The following is a 19,641-nucleotide window of genomic DNA, read 5'->3' as shown; positions in this document are numbered from 1 at the left end:
GTGAAGGTAGCTGTGATTGTTTTTCCAGGTTCCAACTGTGACAGGGACATGTATCATGCAGCCGGAGAGGTTGCAGGTGCTGAAGCCAGCCTTGTCTGGTATACAGATACGCATTTGTTAGGTGATGTGGATGGCATTCTGATTCCGGGCGGTTTTTCTTATGGAGATTATTTACGGTCTGGTTCGATGGCATCTACATCGGATATTATGAACAAGATTCGAGAGCATGCGGAAAAAGGCAAGCCTGTACTGGGAATTTGCAATGGATTTCAGATATTGACGGAAGCAGGCCTCCTGCCGGGAGCATTAATGCGCAATAAAAATCTTTCATTTATGTGTCATCAGGAGGAATTGGTTGTGGAGGATAATGAAACGGTTTTTACAACGTTGTATGATAAAAACGAGGTCGTCCGTTTTCCGATTGCCCATGGAGAAGGCAACTATTTCTGTGATGAGGAAACGTTACAGGAATTAAAGGAAAATAACCAAATCGTATTCACCTATAAAAACAATCCAAATGGCTCTGTCGAGGATATTGCCGGTATTCGCAATAAAGCAGGTAATGTGCTGGGTATGATGCCGCATCCGGAACGGGCAGTGGAAGCTTTATTAGGAAGTGAAGACGGCTTAAGGCTATTTCAATCTATGATCGCGAATTGGAGGAGCAGCAATGCAGTTAACGCATAATATGGATTCAGAGAAAATTGAACAAGATAGATTGTATCAGGATATGGGTTTAAGTGATGAAGAGTTTGAGAAAATCAAAACGATCCTTGGCCGTCGTCCGAATTTTACGGAGACAGGCATCTTTTCTGTTATGTGGTCAGAGCATTGCAGCTATAAAACATCAAAGCCTCTCTTAAGAAAGTTCCCGACAGAGGGCCCGAATGTTTTGCAGGGACCTGGAGAAGGTGCAGGAGTCATTGATATTGGCGATGAGCAGGCAGTTGTTTTCAAGGTGGAAAGTCATAATCATCCCTCCGCTGTTGAGCCGTATCAGGGAGCAGCAACAGGCGTCGGCGGCATTATCCGTGATGTATTCTCCATGGGAGCACGCCCGATTGCGTTAATGAACTCTTTGCGCTTTGGTCCGTTAACAACGAATCGTACCAAGTATCTATTTTCTGAAGTTGTTGCCGGGATTGCTGGATATGGAAACTGTGTTGGTGTTCCAACCGTCGGCGGAGAGGTACAATTTGATGACAGCTATGAAGATAATCCGCTTGTCAATGCCATGTGTGTGGGACTGATCAATCATGATGAAGTACAAAAGGGAATTGCTGCGGGAATCGGCAATACGATTTTGTATGCAGGACCGCCAACAGGAAGAGACGGCATTCATGGCGCGACCTTTGCATCAGATGATTTAGCAGAGGATTCCAACAAGGACCGGCCTGCTGTACAAGTCGGCGATCCATTTATGGAAAAATTGCTGATTGAAGCATGTATGGAGGTCATTCATTCTGACGCCCTTGTCGGCATGCAGGATATGGGAGCAGCCGGCTTAACCTCTTCTGCCAGTGAAATGGCGAGTAAAGCAGGTACCGGGCTGGAAATGAACTTAGATCTTGTGCCGCAGCGCGAGCAAAATATGACCGCTTATGAAATGATGCTGTCTGAGTCACAGGAAAGAATGCTGCTTTGTGTGAAAGCTGGCCGGGAACAAGAAATCATAGCTATTTTTGAAAAGTACGGTTTGAAATCTGTTCCAGTCGGAAAGGTTATCGAGGAAAAAGTCTTCCGTATCAAGCATCACGATGAGGTTGTAGCCGATATTCCAGTGGATTCTTTGGCGGATGATGCACCAGTCTATCATATGCCATCGAAGGAAGCTGCTTATTATCAAGCTTTTCAGCAAATCGATGTCCAAACACCAGCTGTGAATCATCATGGAGAAACGTTGAAACAATTACTGCAGCGTCCGACGATTGCAAGTAAAGAGTGGGTCTATGACCAATACGATTCCATGGTGCAGACCAATACGGTTGTTACACCTGGTTCTGACGCAGCAGTCGTTCGTATCAAAGGTACGGATAAAGCCTTGGCCATCACAACCGACTGTAATTCCCGCTATATTTATTTAGATCCGGAAGAAGGCGGGAAGATTGCTGTTGCAGAAGCAGCCCGCAATATTGTCTGCTCCGGAGCGAAGCCATTAGGTCTTACAGATGGATTGAATTTCGGTAATCCGACAAACCCGGAAATCTTCTGGCAAATGGAAAAAAGCGTGGATGGAATGAGTGCGGCTTGTAAAGCATTACAAACGCCGGTTATCAGTGGAAATGTTTCCTTATATAATCAGTCCAAAGGGAAATCGATTTATCCGACACCGGTTGTCGGCATGGTTGGCTTGCATGAATCTACGGCGCATATTACGCCAAGCTTTTTCCAAAAAGCGGGCGACAATATTTATCTTATCGGGGAAACGAAAAATGAATTTGGCGGCAGTGAATTGCAATTTATCCAGGATGGAAAATACGAAGGAAAAGCACCGCATCTGGATTTAACGATCGAAGCGGAACGTCAGGAAAAACTGCTCTCTTTAATCAGGCAGGGTAAAATCCAATCTGCGCATGACCTTGCAGAGGGCGGGTTAGGAGTTGCATTATCGGAATCATTATTCTCCAGTGAAGCGCTGGGTGCAGAAGTGACACTTACAGGAGATGCAACGGTTGCGTTATTCAGTGAAACCCAATCACGTTTTCTTGTTACCGTAAAGCCGGAGCACCAGGCCGCTTTTGAAGATGTATTTGCGGATGCAGCCAGACTTGGTCAGGTAACAGCAGATAATCAACTAACGGTTACGGCAAATAACGAGATGATTCTACAGGAAGATGCAGCAGCGTTAAAAGCACTTTGGAAAGGGGCTATTCCATGCTTGCTGAAATCAAAGGCATAAACGAGGAATGCGGCGTATTCGGAATTTGGGGACATGAGAAAGCAGCAGAATTAACCTATTACGGTCTGCATTCGATGCAGCACCGCGGGCAGGAAGGTGCCGGAATTGTTGTCAGCAAAGATAAGGAATTAACAGGCTATAAACAGCTTGGACTGGTTAATGATGTTTTTAAGCAAGTAAAATTTGATGATTTAAACGGAAAAATTGCTTTAGGGCATGTAAGGTATGCTACCCAGGGCGGAAAAGGGCTGGAAAATGTACAGCCCCTTCTTTTCCAGTCACTTACCAGCGGGATGGCTTTAGCACATAATGGAAATTTAATGAATGCTACCGCATTGCGTGAGGAGCTTGAAAAAGAGGGAAGCATTTTTCAAACGACCTCAGATACAGAAGTGTTAGCTCATTTAATGAAACGAAGCGGAGAGGTCACGGAAGCAACCATCTCGGAAGCGCTCAACCGTGTCAAAGGAGCTTACGCCTATCTTATTTTAGAGGATGATACTTTATATGCTGCGCTGGACCCGGCTGGAATCAGACCACTTTCTATTGGAAGAATAGGAGAAGCGTATGTCGTTGCTTCGGAAACATGTGCTTTCGATCAAATCGGTGCAACCTTTGAGCGGGAGGTATTGCCGGGTGAATTAATAAAAATTAACCAAGACGGTCTTACTTCCTTCCGGTTTGCTCCGCGTGGCAAGAGACAAATGTGTGCGATGGAATATGTCTATCTTTCCAGACCGGATAGTGATTTAAATTATGTCAATGTCCATGCATCCCGGAAACGGATGGGAAAAGAGCTGGCTAAGGAAGCGCCGGTTGATGCAGATTTAGTGATAGGAGTACCGGATTCCAGTATTTCAGCTGCCATTGGCTACGCAGAGGAAAGCAAGCTGCCTTATGAAATGGGGATTATCAAAAATCGTTATGTTGGAAGAACATTTATTCAGCCCTCCCAGGAGCTGAGAGAGCTTGGTGTAAAGATGAAGCTTTCTCCAGTCCGCGGAATCGTAGAGGGAAAACGTGTCATTATGATTGATGATTCGATTGTTCGGGGAACAACAAGCAGACGAATTGTAAAAATGTTAAAAGATGCTGGTGCAAAGGAAGTGCATGTACGGATTGCTTCTCCGGCGATAACAGACCCTTGTTATTATGGAATCGATATGTCTACGAAGGAAGAATTGATTGGAGCAAACAACAGCATTGAAGAAATTGGAGAAATCATTGGGGCAGACAGTATCGCTTATCTGTCTGAAGAAGGCTTAGAGAACGCCATCGTCAAAGATAAAACGATCAATCAAGGTGTCTGCATGGCTTGTATGACAGGCTTGTATCCAGTTGCTCCGGCAGATGAGAAGGAAATGGACATATCAAACTGCTAGAAGAGGATATTCCATTTGAAACACACACTAGAATCAAAACCATGTTGGAGGGCGAAAAGATGTCAGATGTTTATAAACAAGCAGGTGTAGATGTTGAAAAAGGCTACGAAGCAGTAGAGCGAATGAAAAAACATATTCAAAAAACACATCGTAAAGAGGTGCTGGGCTCTTTAGGTTCCTTTGCAGGAGCATTTGATTTATCCTCCTTTTCCTATCAAGAGCCTGTCCTGCTTTCCGGGACAGATGGCGTCGGCACCAAATTAAAGCTAGCAATCGAACTGGATAAGCATGATACGGTAGGGATTGATTTAGTAGCGATGTGTGTCAATGATATTGTTGCTCAGGGGGGCGATCCGCTTTTCTTTTTAGATTATATTGCATGCGGAGAAAATGACCCGGCGCGGATCGAAGCGATTGTCTCTGGTGTTGCCGAAGGGTGCCAGGAGGCCGGCGCTGCATTAATCGGCGGTGAGACAGCAGAGATGCCGGGGATGTATGATGCAGATGAATATGATTTAGCTGGTTTTGTGGTAGGTATCGTCGAGAAAGCAGAGATTATTACAGGAAAAACCATTGCAGAGGGAGATACGCTGATTGGCTTCGCTTCGAGCGGAATTCATTCCAATGGCTACTCGCTTGTCCGCAAGCTGATTGAAGGTCTGGATTTTGAAGAAACTCCTGATGGATTATCAAAACCTCTAAGTGAAGCCGTGATGGAACCGACGAAGATTTATGCAAAAGCGGTTAAAGCTATAAAAGAAGAGGTACATATTAAAGGAATTGCACACATTACCGGCGGCGGGTTTGATGAAAATATTCCTCGGATGCTGCCAGAAGGTCTTGGAGCAGCAGTGCAGGCAGGAGCCTGGAATGTTCCGGAGATTTTTCCGTTCCTGCAAAAACGAGGAGAAATCGATGCACGTGAGATGTATCGTATTTTCAATATGGGCATTGGCATGGTCTTAGCTGTATCCAATGAAGAAGCGCAGAAAGTCTGTGATCTATTGCAGGAGAACAAGGTCGAAGCAGCAGTTATCGGAGAGGTCATTGCAGGTGAAGGGGTGCAGATTTCTTCATGAAACAGCGGTTCAGTGTATTTGCATCAGGTACAGGAAGTAATTTTGATGCCATGATGCAGGATAAAAAAATTGCAAGCTCGATCGTACTGCTTGTTTGTGATAAGCCGGGAGCAGCGGTTATTAAAAAGGCTCAAGGTTATGGCGTCGAGACGCTTGTGTTAGAGCCAAAAAGGTATGCTTCCAAGCAGGAATATGAAAAAGTGATTGCTGAAAAACTGCAGGATTTAGAAGTCGAATGGATTTTCTTAGCAGGCTATATGCGGCTTATCGGGGAGACCTTACTTTCACAATATGAAGGCAGGATTGTTAATATACACCCCTCCCTTTTACCGGACTTCCCTGGGAAAGACGCGATTGGCCAAGCCTATAGAGCCGGCGTTTCCAAGACAGGAGTAACGATTCACTATGTAGATGAGGGCATGGACACCGGTCCAATCATTGCACAGGAAGAAATAGAAAGGCTGCCTGGAGAAACGGAAGAGCAGCTGAAAACGAGAATCAAAGCCGTGGAGCATCGCTTATATCCAAATGTAATCAATCAACTTATGCAGAATGTAACGGAGGAATTATAATGAAAAAACGTGCGCTTATTAGTGTATCTGATAAAACAGGGGTCGCAGAATTTGCAAAAGGACTCGAAGCAAAAGGGTTTGAAATCTTATCAACCGGCGGAACCATCCGTTTATTGAAGGAGTCTGGCGTCCAGGCGATTCCGGTAGAGGAAGTAACAAATTTTCCGGAAATGCTTGATGGCAGAGTAAAAACATTGCATCCGATGATTCATGGCGGGCTTTTAGGAAAACGAACCAATGAAGATCACCGTGCGCAAATGGAGGAGCATCATATTGCTCCAATCGATCTTGTAGCAGTGAACCTTTATCCGTTTAAAGAAACAGTTCAAAAATCAGGGGTAAGCCATGATGAAATTATTGAAAACATTGATATTGGCGGACCCTCCATGCTTCGCTCTGCAGCGAAAAACTTTGCAGATGTCTTCGTTGTTGCCGACCCGTCTGACTATCCATCTGTTTTAGCAGCTCTGGAAACGGAAGAGGATAACTATGCTTTTCGTCAGCAATTAGCAGCGAAAGTATTCCGTCATACTGCGCATTATGACGCGATGATTGCAGCTTATTTCCAAACACAGACAGAAGAAGTATTTCCAGAAACATATACCGTAACTTATGAAAAGGTGCAGGATTTACGTTATGGAGAGAACCCGCATCAGCAGGCAGCTTTTTACAAAGCGCCTATTCAACATGAAGCAACCTTGGCAACTGCCAACCAGCTGCATGGCAAGGAGCTTTCCTATAATAATATCCAGGATACCAACGCAGCATTAGAAATTTTGCGGGACTATAGTGAACCTGCTGCAGTAGCGGTCAAGCATATGAATCCATGCGGCATCGGTATTGGGGCAACATTGGCAGAAGCGTTTGGACGTACGTATGAAGCGGATCCTATATCTATTTTTGGAGGGATTGTAGCCTGCAATCGTCCGGTTGATGTACAGACAGCAGAGCAGCTTTCTTCGATCTTCTTAGAAATCGTCGTTGCACCTTCTTTTGAGGCGGATGCACTTGCTTTACTAACAGAGAAGAAAAATATCCGTCTCTTAGAATTGGATGTTTCGAATCAGCAGGCTGACCAAAAACGGATGACCACCGTTGATGGTGGAGTTCTTATCCAGGATTTAGATGTCAAAGAAGTGACGAACGAGGACTTAGAAGTGGTAACGGAAAAGCAGCCGACTGAAGCAGAAATAGCTGATTTACTATTCGCTTGGAAAGCTGTGAAACATGTGAAATCAAATGCAATCGTACTTGCAAAGGATGCACAGACCATTGGTGTGGGCGCCGGTCAGATGAACCGGATTGGAGCAGCAGAGATTGCCATTAAACAGGCTGGAGATAGAGCGAAAGGAGCTGTGCTTGCATCAGATGCCTTCTTCCCGATGCCAGATACCGTAGAAGCAGCAGCTAAAGCCGGTGTCACAGCGATTATTCAGCCGGGCGGTTCCAAACGCGATCAAGATTCGATTGATGTATGTAATCAATATGGGATTGCGATGGTGACTACAGCTGTTCGTCATTTTAAACATTAATAGATAGAGCTCCTGTATTTCTGCTCGATTTATTTATCCAGGAGCTTTTTTGAAGAATAGGAAAGTATATAAAAAAATGCTGAAAATAGTCTCTCCAACGGGTTTCATGAAGAGAGTAATCCTTCAATGTTGTCAGATTAATGCGACCGCTGCGACGGGTTATGGTGGGGTGAGTAATCGCAACCCCAGAAAAACACTTCGCTTTCCATGGGCTTGCGCTCAGCCTCCTTTAAAGAAGACTTAGCGATTGGCAATTCTTCTTTAAAGGAGGCTGAACGTTGCCCGCGGAAAGCGACTTCCGTAGCGGACATCTCTTTGGCAAGAACACCGATGTTTTAAAGACCAAGTGGTATTCTTGGTTTTTCTTACAGTTGAGAAAGTATAAACTTTCTTACTGCATAAGTGTAACGAAGGTTTTCATTTAAAGGCCTGGTGACAACCAAATATTCTAATTAAGTTACGAACTGATAAAAAAATTCACTCATCTTGAGAAGTTTGAAAACGGAGGGGAAGCTATGAAAATATTAGTTGTAGGACGCGGCGGCAGAGAGCATAGTATCATCAAAAAGTTAAAGGAAAACCCGCAGTTAGACAAGATTTATGTTGCTCCTGGAAATGCCGGCATGGAAGAAGAAGCCGAATGTGTTCCCATTGATGAAATGAACATAGAAGAATTAGCAGCTTTTGCAAAAGAAGCGGCAATTGATTTAACGGTTGTTGGCCCTGAGAATCCGTTAAATGCCGGAATCACCAACCGGTTTCAACAGGAAAACCTTGCAGTTTTTGCCCCTACACAAGAAGCAGCATGGCTGGAAGGCAGTAAAAGCTTTGCAAAGGATTTCATGAAAAAATATGATATCCCTACTGCTTCTTACGGTGTCTTTCAGGATGCTGAAGAGGCGAAAAAGAGAATTGCGGAAACTGGTGCTCCTATTGTAATCAAAGCAGACGGTTTAGCAGCTGGAAAAGGTGTTATTGTGGCGATGACAGAGGAGGAAGCTGTTCAGGCGATCGATGATATGCTTGTGGACAAAGCATTTGATCAGGCCGGCTCTACTGTGGTGATTGAAGAGTATTTAGAGGGCGCTGAATTTTCCTTAATGGCGTTTGTCCATGAAGATAAGGTCTATCCAATGATGGCAGCAAGAGATCACAAAAGGGCGTTTGACCATGATGAAGGTCCCAATACAGGCGGCATGGGAGCTTTTGCTCCGATTCCGGATTTGAGGGCAGAAGATTATCAATTCGCTGTTGAACAGATTTTAGAAAAAACAGCAGCAGGAATGCTGGAAGAAGGCAGACCATTCACAGGGATTCTTTATGCGGGCTTAATGATGACGGAAAAAGGCCCTAAAGTAATTGAGTTCAATACACGTTTTGGCGATCCGGAAACGCAGGTCGTTCTTCCTTTATTAAAGAATGATCTACTCCAGGTTCTGCAGGATGTATTGGCGAAAAAGAACCCGCATTTAGAATGGCATAAGGAAGCCTGTGTCGGTGTCGTGCTTGCATCGGAAGGGTATCCAGGAGCGTATAATAAAGGGAATGAGCTTCCTCAATTTGAAGATACAGAAGACACCTATATTATTCATGCCGGAACAAAAAAGGCAGATGGAAAGCTTGTCAATGACGGAGGAAGAGTGCTCCTGATCGGCGGACGTGCAGACACACTTTCACAGGCTGCAGAAAAAGTGTATCAGCAGCTGGATAAAGCAGAACTGAATGGTAACTTTTTTTACCGGAGCGATATAGCTAAATAGAGGTAGAAAAATGCAAAGGACGGAAATCTCCTTTGCATTTTTATTTGCATTTTAAAAGTTATTGCGAAAAAATATTTCTATTTTCTGAATATGTGATGCAAGGGTACGTTACTGTTTTGGCAATCCAAATGATGGGTATAATAAAGGGAAATATAAGAATTGGAGAGATTTGATGTCTAATGTTATTTTTACTTCACCGAGCAAATATGTTCAAGGAAAAGGAGCTTTAAACGAGCTTGGCAAATATGTTGAAGCAGTTGGGAAGAAACCATTAATTATATCTGATGAAGTGGTTTGGAAGATAACGGAGGAAACGGTTGAGAGCAGCCTGAAAGATGTAAATATCGATTTTCATTTTGTTCCATTTAATGGCGAAGCCTCTATAACAGAAATCAGCCGCATAGCAGAAGAAGGTAATAAAGCGGAGGCCGACTTTATCATTGGTGTCGGAGGAGGAAAAACACTTGATACAGCAAAAGCCGTTGCGGATGAGCTGGAAGTAAGTGTTGTTATTGTTCCTTCGACTGCATCAACAGACGCACCGACAAGTGCATTATCTGTTATTTATAATGACGAGGGTGTTTTTGAATCCTATAAGTTTTATAATAAAAATCCAGAATTAGTGCTGGTAGATACGAAAGTAGTAGCTGGTGCACCAGCCCGTCTGTTTGCTTCTGGAATAGCTGATGCCATGGCAACATGGGTGGAAGCAAGAGCAACGATTAAAAGTAATGGAGAAGCAATGGCAGGAGGAAAGACGAGCATTGCTGCACGTGCTATTGCAGAAGCGTGTGAGAAAACCTTATTCGCTTACGGAAAAGCAGCATATAAAGCAGTAGAAAAAAATCTGGTGACCAAGCAAGTGGAAGCAGTTGTAGAAGCAAACACCCTTTTATCCGGACTTGGATTTGAGAGCGGCGGATTAGCTGCTGCACATGCCATCCATAATGGCTTTACCGTGCTGGATGGAGATATCCATCATCTAACGCATGGTGAAAAAGTTGCTTATGGTACGCTGACACAGCTTGTACTGGAATTGCATCCAGAACAGGAAATCCAAAAATACATCGACTTTTATCAGTCACTAGGCCTGCCGACGTCCTTGGAAGAAATGCATTTGGACGAAGTATCCTATGAAGATTTACAAAAGGTTGGAGCTGCAGCAACGCAAGAAGGAGAAACCATGGGCAACCTTTCTAAAGAAATCACTGCCGATGATGTTGCCCAAGCTATTTTAGCGGTGGATCAATTAAGTAAAAAGTAATCGTATGATCCTAAAAATCGAATGAATTAATAAAAGCTCTGCGTCCAGTTATGGGTGCAGAGCTTTTATTTTTTCTGAATGAAGAAAAATCTGCATTTTTATATTTGAAATAGTTTGACTTTTTACTTTTATTGTAATAATATGAACGAATGAACTTGCATACTGTATACAAGAGGTGATTGTCATAGTAGAAATCGTAAAGAAAACCTTAAAAAGCCAAGTATACGATTACTTGAGAGAGCAAATTATTGTCGGAAAATTCAAACCTGGAGAAAGATTAATAGAAGAAAAGATAGGAGAAGCATTAAATGTTAGCCGGAGCCCTATTCGTGAATCGATACGGATGCTGGAAAAAGAGGGATTTCTGAATTTATCAAAAACCGGCGGTGTTACGGTTGTAGAGCCTTCTCTTACAGATTTTAGGTATTTGTACGAATGCCGGATAGGGATGGAGTCACTTGCCGCTTATTACGCTGCTATCAGACGGACTGATGAACAGCTGCTCTTGATGAAGCAGGAAGTGGAAAATACCGCCCGTCATAAAGAAAAGCAGGATGATAATGAAAAACATGTCACGGTAGCTTTTCACGATATTATTATTGAAGCCAGTGCAAATCCTTTTCTCATATCCATGCTCGGGACACTGCGCGGGGTGAATAGTTTTTATCGGGAAGTCATTGTGGATAAAGACCCGACACATAGAGAAACAGCATTTGCGGATCATGAGCAAATATGGGAGGCCATTGCCAGGCAGGATGCAGATGCTGCAAAAGAATTAATGAAACAGCATATTGAAAGAGATTTTACACACTTTCTGAATTTGAACAGAGATGAATTGGAGGGATTAGATTGAGCAAGAAAAAGCCACTTGAAGGAATAAGGGTATTAGAATTAGGAAATATTGTAGCTGCTCCTTTTGCGGGAAAATTATTCTCTGAATTTGGAGCAGAAGTGATTAAGGTAGAAGAACCGAAAAATGGTGATCCGCTTAGAAACTGGAGAGTCATGTACAAGGATACATCCGTTTGGTGGCATGTTCAATCACGGAATAAAAAATCGATTACCGTCAATCTTCGTGAAGCGGAAGGACAGGAGATTATTAAGAATCTGACGAAAACAGCGGATGTTGTTTTAGAAAATTTTAAACCAGGAACGCTGGAACGGTGGGGGTTAGGCTATGAAACGCTGAAGAAAGTGAATCCTTCTATCGTATTAACAAGAATATCCGGTTATGGCCAGACAGGCCCATATCGGGAAAAAGCCGGATTTGGAAGTGTAGCAGAAGCAGTCGGAGGACTGAGGTATTTAACGGGTTACCCGGATTTGCCGCCGGTTCGGGTCGGAATTGCTATTGGAGATATGGTTGCCGGATTATATGCTGTTATCGGCACATTGATGGCGTTACGAGTTCGCGATCGGGATGAGGAAAAAAAGGGGCAGGAAGTAGATGTTGCTCTTTATGAGTCCGTATTCAGCTTATTGGAAGGAATGCTTCCGGAGTTTGATTTAACAGGGGAGATTCGCGAGAGAACAGGAAGTACACTGCCGGGTGTAGCTCCGTCTAATTCCTACCTGTGTGCGAATGGTTCCTACGTCATTATCGGCGGAAATGGAGACCGTATTTTCCAGCGTCTGATGACAGCCATCGGAAGAAAGGACATGGCAGAAGATCCCAAATATGCAACGAACCAAGACCGGGTGAATAACGTGGAATATATTGATAGTGTCATTGAATCATGGACGAAACAATATCCGATTAAAGAGGTGCAGCGGATTTTAGACGAAGCTTCCGTGCCGGTCAGTCCGATTTATAGTATCAAGGATATTATTGAGGACGTACATTACCAATCCAGAGATATGATCCAGGAAATTGTGCTGGATGACGGCCAAAAAATAAAGACCCCGGGCATTGTACCGAAGCTTTCGGAAACGCCGGGAGAAATTGAAGCAAACGGGCCGATGCTAGGTCAGCATAATGAGGAAATCTACAAGGAATTTCTAAACTTCTCCTATGAGGATTTTAAAAGGTTAAAAGAGGGAGGAATCATCTGATGACACAGGTTACTATTATTGATGTAAGCCCGCGTGACGGATTGCAAATAGAACCGAAAAAAGTTTCTACAGAAGAAAAAGCAAAGCTTATCGATAAGCTCACAGAAGCAGGAATTAAAAAAATTGAGGCTGCCTCTTTTGTTCATCCGAAAAAAGTTCCACAGATGGCGGATGCCGAAGCGTTATTAGAGCAGATCCATTCAAATAAGAATATACAGCCTATTGCATTGATTCCGAATCAAAGGGGGTTTATGCGGGCAAGTGAGTTTCCGCATTTGGAACTGAATTGGGCAGCCTCTGCAACAGAAACCTTCAGCGATAAAAATTTAGGAATGACGATTGATAAAAATTTCGAAATGTTTACGGAAGTAGCAAAAGAAGCAAAATCAAAAGGGATGGAAATTTGCTTCTCGATTGCGGTCAGCTTTGGCTGCCCCTATGAAGGGCATGTGGAGGAAGAAAAAGTGCTTGAATTGGCAGAAAAAGCGGTACAGGCCGGAGCGGACAGAATTGGAATTGCAGATACAATTGGCATCGCGACACCAGATGCTGTGAATCGTTTATTCAAAAAAGTATTCGATGTGACAGGAGATACAAATGTTTCTTTCCATATCCATGACACGAGAGGATTGGGGTTAGCGAATGCATATGCTGCGTACACGGCAGGCGTGCGGATATTTGAAACAGCAGTCAGCGGAATCGGCGGCTGTCCGTTCGCTCCAGGATCAGCAGGGAATCTGGCAACGGAAGATTTAGTATATCTGTTTGAACGGATGGGGGTTAAAACAGGAGTAGATATCAATAAGCTGTTCGAAGCGGCTGACTTTGCAGCGAGTCTTTCTTCTAAAACACCGCTGGGGAGAATCCGCCATTTAGATAGAACACGCACGATGAAGGAGATGATGGAATGAAGAAATTACGTTATTTTTCATTCCTGCTGCTTCTTACAGGAGTCATTTTATCGGCCTGCAGCAATGGTGACGAGACCCCGAAAGAAACAGAAGCGAGTGGCGAGGAGTATGAACCGGCTACGATTCGATTAGCTTATAATCTGCCATCAGGTCATCATATTTCAGAGGGAATAGAAGAATTTGCTAAAAAAATAGAAGAGAAATCAAACGGCCAGATAGATATGCAGATTTTTGCGAATGGGCAGCTGCTGTCTGATACAGATATGAACCAGTCGCTTTTAACAGGCGGTGTAGAAATGGGAATGAATTCTTCTACAATCTGGTCTTCTACAGTACCTGCGATGGGAATATTTGATGTCCCTTATGTATTTGAAGCATATGAGGAAGCAGGGGAAGCCTTGAATGGTGAATTCGGAGATATACTTCGTTCCGAAATGGAAGACGTCGGTGTGAAAGTATTGATGTTTGGTGATTATGGCTTTGGACAATTTGCGAATAATAAACGTCCGCTGGAATCTCCAGAAGATTTTAGAGGTCTGAAAATCCGCAGTGTAGGAACACTCCCTTCTGAATTAATTCAAGCTTATGGCGCATCTCCGGTGTTTATGGGAGGCGGAGAAGTATACATGGGATTGCAAAGGCAAACCGTAGATGGTGCTACATCTGGAACAACAGCAATGGTGCAGCGCAGTTATGATGAAGTAACAGATTATTTGACGATAAATAATTATACTTATTTTGAATTTATTCTGGGCGTTAATCAAGAATTTTGGGATGATTTGCCTAAAAATACACAAACATTAATTGAAGAAACTGCCAATGAGACCGAAGAATGGATTCGCCAGCAAACGAAGCTGGAAGATGAACGAACACTCCAAGTGCTGAAAGACAGAGGAATGGAAGTATATGAAGTACCTGATGATGAACTCGATATATGGAAAGAAGCTGCAATGCCGGTGTGGGAAATCTTTGAAGAAGAGGCTGGAGAAGCAGGCAGTGAATTATTAGATATAGTAGATGGCGAATAAAAGTTGTTCATCACTTGGAAGGAGTTACAGCATGAATAGATTGTATAAATTTTCTGATTTATTAATTAAATACGCGGGTTATCTAGCTGGGATTTTAATATTCGCGACAACGTTGATGACGTTTTATGAAGTAATATCCAGATCATTCTTTGGTATGCCGACTGCATGGGCCACGGAATTATCTACGTATGCGATTATAGGAAGCTGTTTTTTGGGAACGGCATATGCAGTGAGGACATATGCGCATATTACAGTAGATTTATTGGTAAATCGTGTGAATGACGCTGCTCGCAGGATATTCGCATATATTTGTAACGGGCTTGGATTACTTTTTAGTGCGATATTGACATGGTATGGATTTAAACATGTTTTTATGACATTTGAATTAGGAGTTATTTCCACCTCCTTGCTGCGTATACCGATGTATTTACCTGAATTATTTATTCCGATAGGCGGCGTTCTGCTTATTATCGCATTTATATTGCAGCTGATTGACGGGAATGTACATAAAGGAGGAGACCATCTATGAATCTATTTTTTGCTGGAGGATTAGCTACATTCTTGCTTATCGGTCTCCCGGTTGCATTTTCTTTAGGGATGCTTGCTGTACTCGGAATGTTTCTATTTAACGGGGGAAGCTTTGCTTTTGCACAAATTCCGATTATAGCGTACTCAGCTTTGGATGACTTTACATTGACAGCTTTGCCGATGTATATACTGATGAGTCAAATCCTTGTTGTCAGCGGAGTAGGACGGGATTTGTACGAAATGGCGAGCAGATGGTTCAGACATTTTCCCGGGGGGTTAGGTATAGCGACCGTTTTCTGTTGTGCGATATTTTCTGCTATTTCGGGCTCCAGTGTGGCAACAGCTGTAACAGTTGGCGCCGTAGCGCTTCCGGAAATGGTTCGCCGGGGATATAAAAAGAAATATGTGCTTGGATTATTGGCAGCCGGCGGTACGCTGGGCATTCTTATTCCTCCGAGCGTGCCGATGATTTTATACGGTTCACTCACCGGGGAATCCGTCGGAAAATTATTTATTGCCGGTGTCGTGCCAGGGATTATCTTAACGTTAAGCTTTATGATTTTTTCTTCTATTCAAATGCGGCATATAAAAGAAGAGCCTGCTACATGGGCAGAACGGTGGGAAGCGTCTAAAAAAGCCATCTGGGGGCTATTGCTGCCGATTGTGATTATCGGCGGAATTTACTCAGGAATCTTCACACCGACAGAAGCGGCTGCAGTCGGCGTGGTATTAGCCTTTCTCATTGCCATTGTGGTATATCGGAATCTGACGTTTGCTAATTTGAAAGTGATGATCCTGTCCACAGTTAAAACGAGTGCGATGATTCTATTTATTATCATTGGTGCTAAGCTGCTTGGTTTTATCTTAACTATATTGCAAATTCCGCAGCAGATTACAGCAGCTGCCACCGCGACAGATTTATCACCTTGGGTTATCTTTATTTTGATTAACATTGTATTACTTGTATTGGGAATGTTTTTAGAAACTGTCTCTATTTTGGTTATTACCGTACCAATCCTGTATCCGATTATTACTGCGTTAGGATTTGATCCGATATGGTTTGCTATTATTATGGTAATTAACATGGAATTGGCACTAATTACACCGCCTGTAGGTTTAAATCTGTTTGTTTTAAAAGGGCTGGATAAAAACAATACCATCGCCGAAATTGTAAAAGGCGTGATACCTTATGCCCTGATTATGGTTCTGTTTATCATTCTGTTATGCATCTTCCCGCAAATTGCAACTTACTTTACAGGGGATGTACAGTAAATAAAATGTAAACAGCTTTATGATCAAAAGGAACTTTTCAAGTAACTCGGATTTCTTTGAAACATCCGATCATATCTTAAATAAGATGCAGTGCAGTTTTTGCGAAATTTGTAGAAACTGCACTGTTTTTTGCACGTAAGGAAGTATAAAAAAGTGCTGAGTATAGCCGTTCCAACGGATTTCATGGGGGGGGAGTAATTTTCAATGTTGTCAGGTTAATGCGACCGCTGCGACGGGTTATGGTGGGGTGAGTAATCGCAACCCCCAGAAAAACACTACGCTTCCCCATAGGAGTCTACGTGTTTTTCCTCTGGGACTGCGATTACTCGGTCTATTAAAACCGTTGCTGCGATTACTCGCCCCATCAAACTCATCTGTCGCTAGAATTTGCGTTATTTCTTTGAAAAAAAGCAAATAAAACATAATTCTTCTTAGATGGGAGCGGATGTTGTCGACTCCTGCGGGAAAAGCAACAGGTAGACCTGAGCAGGAAGTGGTTTTCTTTCTACCCGCAGGGCATAAGTGCGACTATGCTTCTGTCTGCACCTGACGGCTTGCCAATCAGCAATTCTTCTTTAAAGGAGGCTGAACGTTGCCCGCGGAAAGCGACTTCCCGGAGCGGACATCTCTTTGGCAAGAACACCAATGTTTTAAGAACAAGCGGTATTCTTGGTTTTTCTAATTGGATTTAGGTGGTAATCGTGATATCAATAAATTTCTGGAATCGGACTCTGTCTTTTTCTAGATTGCATTAGCTCCTTTGTCCATGCTGTAAAAATTGCTGGAGCAAGTATATAAAATATAAAAACGCAGTACCGATCTATACCTATTCATAAGAGAAAAAGTCAACTTTATTATATTAAAGCACTACATTTATGATAGAATAAAAATAAATGACAAATAGTGGAGAGTTGCTTAATGACATTATGGAGAAATCGGGAATTACGACAGCATGTCAATGTAATCGACGGGACGGTTGCACCCAGCACTATCTTGACCAATGCAACCTATTTAAATGTATATACAAATCAATGGCTGGAAGCAAACGTTTGGATTTATGAGAACCGGATTGTTTATGTTGGTGAAAATCTGCCTGAAGAGACAACAGGGACAAATTTTTATGATTGTCAGGGGAAATTTGTAGTGCCAGGCTATATTGAGCCGCATGCTCACCCTTTTCAGGCTGCTAATCCGGAAGAAACGGTGATGTATGCTGCGAAAACGGGAACGACGACCTTTGTAAATGATAATTTAACCTGGTATTTGCTGTTAAATAAAAAGAAAACGTTCTCTATGATAAATGCTTTTTCTAAATTGCCGGTAAATATGTTTTGGTGGAATCGTTTTGACAGCCAGACCATACTAAAGGATGATCATGTGTTTAATACGAGAGATGTATTAGATTGGGCAGAGCATCCGCTGGTTATTCAGGGAGGAGAGCTGACGGACTGGCCGAGCTTGCTGACAGGCGGTGATCGTCTGCTGTACTGGATTCAGGAGATGAAGAAGCTGGGCAAGCCGATAGAAGGCCACTTGCCGGGCGCGTCATCCCGCACTCTGACAAAAATGAAGCTTTTCGGCATTTCGAGTGATCATGAATCAATGACGGCGGAGGATGTGTTAAAACGGCTGGAGCTTGGTTATCGTGTCAGTCTTCGTTACTCACCAATCCGTCCAGATTTGCCGGAAATAATCAAAGGCCTTCTGGATAAAGGATTATCGCAATTTGATAATATGAGTTTTACAATGGATGGACCAACACCAGCCTTTATGGAAGATGGCATAATCAATGTTTGTATTGAGAAAGCAGTAGAGAATGGACTGCCTGCAGAAACGGCTTATCGCATGGCGAGCTACCATCCTGCCAGACATTTTAATATGGAGGAAGAATTCGGCAGTATTGCGCCGGGAAGAGTTGCTAATATAAATATCCTTTTAGATAAACAAAATCCGCATCCGGAGAGCGTGATAAGCAAAGGGAAATGGATCAAAAAGGACGGCGAAGCAATTCCTTATCCATCCGTCATTAATTGGGAAGAATTTGATATTACATCAGTTGAATTTGACTGGGAGCTGACGGACGAGGATTTACAGTTTTCGAGTCCAATCGGGATGGATATGGTCAATGATGTGATTATCCAGCCATATACGATTGTATCAGATGTCAGTGCTGATCAGATTCCCTCCAGTAAAAGCGAGCAATTTATTGCATTAATTGATAAGCATGGCAAGTGGCGGGTAAATACAATTATTCGCGGATTTGCTCCGAAGCTCGGTGCGCTGGTCAGCAGTTTTTCAGCTACGGGAGATGTTATTCATATTGGTAATTCTAAGAAAGATATCCGTATTGCCGCGAAACGGATGAGAGAGCTGGGCGGAGCAATTGTATTGGTGGACCAGGGAGAGATTTTAGCAGAAATGCCGCTTCCCCTTGGAGGAGTGATGCCGAAGAACGCGATGGAAGAATTGATTCCGATGAACAAGGAAATAAAAAAGGTGTTGAAAGCACACGGATACGCATATGAAGATCCGATTTACAGCCTGTTATTTCTTTCTGCCTTCCACCTGCCTTTCTTCCGTATTACACAGCAGGGATTGCTGGATGTGAAAAAAAGGGAAATTGTAATTCCGGCTACGATGCGTTAGTATAATAAAGTTGTCCTGATGGACGAAAATAAGCTCTTGTTTAGAGAAGGAAGCTTCGTTGGATGAATAAAATACTATTTCCTATTCTTCTTTTCAGAATGGTACAGAGAAGGACAGGAAAAATAAGGGGGAATTGAAGTGCAAATAGATAAGCTACGAGGGGAGCAGCTCGATCAATTGTTTGATGCTATATTATCATTAAAAACGCGTGAGGAGTGTTATCAGTTTTTTGATGATATTGCTACTATGTCAGAAATCCAATCCCTGGCACAACGTTTACGGGTTGCGAAAATGCTGACAGAAGAAAAAACATACAGTGCCATCGAGCAGGAAACAAAAGCTTCCACTGCAACCATCTCCCGAGTGAGACGCTGCATTAACTATGGCAGTGACGGCTATAATTTGGTTTTGAAAAGGCTGCATATCAAAGGAGAAGAAGAAAAAGAAGAATCAGAAGAATAATGCCTAAAAGAGAAATCGAAACTATTGAAGTAAGGCAAATAGTTTCGATTTCTCTTTTTTTATTTTATCGCAGTGTAACTGGCTGGCGTTGTGATTACTCGCCTATCATAAAGCGTTGTGCGTTGAAAAATCCCCACTGAAGGAAGTTTCACTTTATAAACACTATTTTGTAAATAAGTTTTTGCTTAAGATATTGAAAATCTTTACCTTATCCGTTCTATTCATTTGCCGATTTTTGTTATAATAAAGAGATG

The 19,641-nt window shown here is 42.9% G+C and carries 16 protein-coding genes; all 16 read left to right on the top strand.

Annotation, left to right across the window (positions count from 1 at the left end; translation table 11 throughout):
• The 16 genes from purQ (at position 1) to ACZSMY_RS08515 (ending at position 19,387) form a co-directional block, all read left to right on the top strand.
• Positions 1–687, top strand: a complete 687-nt coding sequence (gene purQ, locus ACZSMY_RS08590; RefSeq protein WP_341172827.1) for a phosphoribosylformylglycinamidine synthase subunit PurQ — start codon at positions 1–3, stop codon at positions 685–687.
• A complete protein-coding gene (gene purL / locus ACZSMY_RS08585) occupies positions 671–2,899 on the top strand; it encodes a phosphoribosylformylglycinamidine synthase subunit PurL (protein ID WP_465147662.1) in 2,229 nt (742 codons plus the stop codon). The genes purQ and purL overlap by 17 nt, the downstream gene beginning before the upstream one ends.
• On the top strand, positions 2,875–4,281 hold the full coding sequence (gene purF / locus ACZSMY_RS08580; protein WP_193063875.1) for an amidophosphoribosyltransferase: 1,407 nt from the start codon (positions 2,875–2,877) through the stop codon (positions 4,279–4,281). Before purL ends, purF begins: the two co-directional genes overlap by 25 nt.
• 59 nt (positions 4,282–4,340) lie before the next feature.
• Positions 4,341–5,360, top strand: a complete 1,020-nt coding sequence (gene purM, locus ACZSMY_RS08575; RefSeq protein WP_193063874.1) for a phosphoribosylformylglycinamidine cyclo-ligase — start codon at positions 4,341–4,343, stop codon at positions 5,358–5,360.
• On the top strand, positions 5,357–5,932 hold the full coding sequence (purN, locus tag ACZSMY_RS08570; protein WP_193063873.1) for a phosphoribosylglycinamide formyltransferase: 576 nt from the start codon (positions 5,357–5,359) through the stop codon (positions 5,930–5,932). The genes purM and purN overlap by 4 nt, the downstream gene beginning before the upstream one ends.
• The gene (gene purH, locus ACZSMY_RS08565) at positions 5,932–7,464 is read left to right on the top strand and encodes a bifunctional phosphoribosylaminoimidazolecarboxamide formyltransferase/IMP cyclohydrolase (RefSeq protein ID WP_193063872.1); all 1,533 of its coding nucleotides are present in this window, start codon (positions 5,932–5,934) and stop codon (positions 7,462–7,464) included. Before purN ends, purH begins: the two co-directional genes overlap by 1 nt.
• Positions 7,465–7,979: 515 nt before the next feature.
• Complete coding sequence (gene purD, locus ACZSMY_RS08560) at positions 7,980–9,224, top strand: phosphoribosylamine--glycine ligase (RefSeq protein ID WP_042533031.1); 1,245 nt, start codon at positions 7,980–7,982, stop codon at positions 9,222–9,224.
• Between the two features lie 172 nt (positions 9,225–9,396).
• On the top strand, positions 9,397–10,488 hold the full coding sequence (locus ACZSMY_RS08555; protein ID WP_193063870.1) for a glycerol dehydrogenase: 1,092 nt from the start codon (positions 9,397–9,399) through the stop codon (positions 10,486–10,488).
• A 175-nt stretch (positions 10,489–10,663) separates the two neighbouring features.
• Entirely contained in the window at positions 10,664–11,341 is a 678-nt protein-coding gene (locus tag ACZSMY_RS08550; protein ID WP_256705992.1) for a GntR family transcriptional regulator, read from the top strand.
• On the top strand, positions 11,338–12,540 hold the full coding sequence (locus ACZSMY_RS08545; protein WP_332094163.1) for a CaiB/BaiF CoA transferase family protein: 1,203 nt from the start codon (positions 11,338–11,340) through the stop codon (positions 12,538–12,540). Before ACZSMY_RS08550 ends, ACZSMY_RS08545 begins: the two co-directional genes overlap by 4 nt.
• Complete coding sequence (locus ACZSMY_RS08540) at positions 12,540–13,451, top strand: hydroxymethylglutaryl-CoA lyase (RefSeq protein WP_332094162.1); 912 nt, start codon at positions 12,540–12,542, stop codon at positions 13,449–13,451. Before ACZSMY_RS08545 ends, ACZSMY_RS08540 begins: the two co-directional genes overlap by 1 nt.
• Positions 13,448–14,479: a TRAP transporter substrate-binding protein gene (locus ACZSMY_RS08535; protein ID WP_193063867.1), complete on the top strand. Its 1,032-nt coding sequence runs from the start codon at positions 13,448–13,450 to the stop codon at positions 14,477–14,479. Before ACZSMY_RS08540 ends, ACZSMY_RS08535 begins: the two co-directional genes overlap by 4 nt.
• Positions 14,480–14,510: 31 nt before the next feature.
• Positions 14,511–15,008, top strand: coding sequence for a TRAP transporter small permease (locus tag ACZSMY_RS08530; protein ID WP_042533041.1), 498 nt, complete (start codon positions 14,511–14,513; stop codon positions 15,006–15,008).
• Positions 15,005–16,279, top strand: coding sequence for a TRAP transporter large permease (locus ACZSMY_RS08525; RefSeq protein ID WP_256705993.1), 1,275 nt, complete (start codon positions 15,005–15,007; stop codon positions 16,277–16,279). The genes ACZSMY_RS08530 and ACZSMY_RS08525 overlap by 4 nt, the downstream gene beginning before the upstream one ends.
• A gap of 918 nt (positions 16,280–17,197) precedes the next feature.
• Positions 17,198–18,925, top strand: coding sequence for an adenine deaminase C-terminal domain-containing protein (locus ACZSMY_RS08520; RefSeq protein WP_465147661.1), 1,728 nt, complete (start codon positions 17,198–17,200; stop codon positions 18,923–18,925).
• A gap of 138 nt (positions 18,926–19,063) precedes the next feature.
• Complete coding sequence (locus ACZSMY_RS08515; RefSeq protein WP_042533048.1) at positions 19,064–19,387, top strand: YerC/YecD family TrpR-related protein; 324 nt, start codon at positions 19,064–19,066, stop codon at positions 19,385–19,387.
• Positions 19,388–19,641: the final 254 nt, after the last annotated feature.

This window comes from Oceanobacillus sp. B139/18, from assembly GCF_055524595.1.
Note: the sequence above shows the minus strand (reverse complement) of the source record. Positions and strands in the feature narration are given on the sequence as shown.

Bases quoted from the DNA above. Each gene is read 5' to 3' on its own strand.
- ACZSMY_RS08535 (WP_193063867.1), top strand. From the start codon at position 13,448: ATGAAGAAATTACGTTATTTTTCATTCCTGCTGCTTCTTACAGGAGTC.
- ACZSMY_RS08540 (WP_332094162.1), top strand. From the start codon at position 12,540: ATGACACAGGTTACTATTATTGATGTAAGCCCGCGTGACGGATTGCAA.
- ACZSMY_RS08530 (WP_042533041.1), top strand. From the start codon at position 14,511: ATGAATAGATTGTATAAATTTTCTGATTTATTAATTAAATACGCGGGT.
- ACZSMY_RS08555 (WP_193063870.1), top strand. From the start codon at position 9,397: ATGTCTAATGTTATTTTTACTTCACCGAGCAAATATGTTCAAGGAAAA.
- purN (WP_193063873.1), top strand. From the start codon at position 5,357: ATGAAACAGCGGTTCAGTGTATTTGCATCAGGTACAGGAAGTAATTTT.
- ACZSMY_RS08525 (WP_256705993.1), top strand. From the start codon at position 15,005: ATGAATCTATTTTTTGCTGGAGGATTAGCTACATTCTTGCTTATCGGT.
- purL (WP_465147662.1), top strand. From the start codon at position 671: ATGCAGTTAACGCATAATATGGATTCAGAGAAAATTGAACAAGATAGA.
- ACZSMY_RS08520 (WP_465147661.1), top strand. From the start codon at position 17,198: ATGACATTATGGAGAAATCGGGAATTACGACAGCATGTCAATGTAATC.
- purH (WP_193063872.1), top strand. From the start codon at position 5,932: ATGAAAAAACGTGCGCTTATTAGTGTATCTGATAAAACAGGGGTCGCA.
- purF (WP_193063875.1), top strand. From the start codon at position 2,875: ATGCTTGCTGAAATCAAAGGCATAAACGAGGAATGCGGCGTATTCGGA.
- purM (WP_193063874.1), top strand. From the start codon at position 4,341: ATGTCAGATGTTTATAAACAAGCAGGTGTAGATGTTGAAAAAGGCTAC.
- purD (WP_042533031.1), top strand. From the start codon at position 7,980: ATGAAAATATTAGTTGTAGGACGCGGCGGCAGAGAGCATAGTATCATC.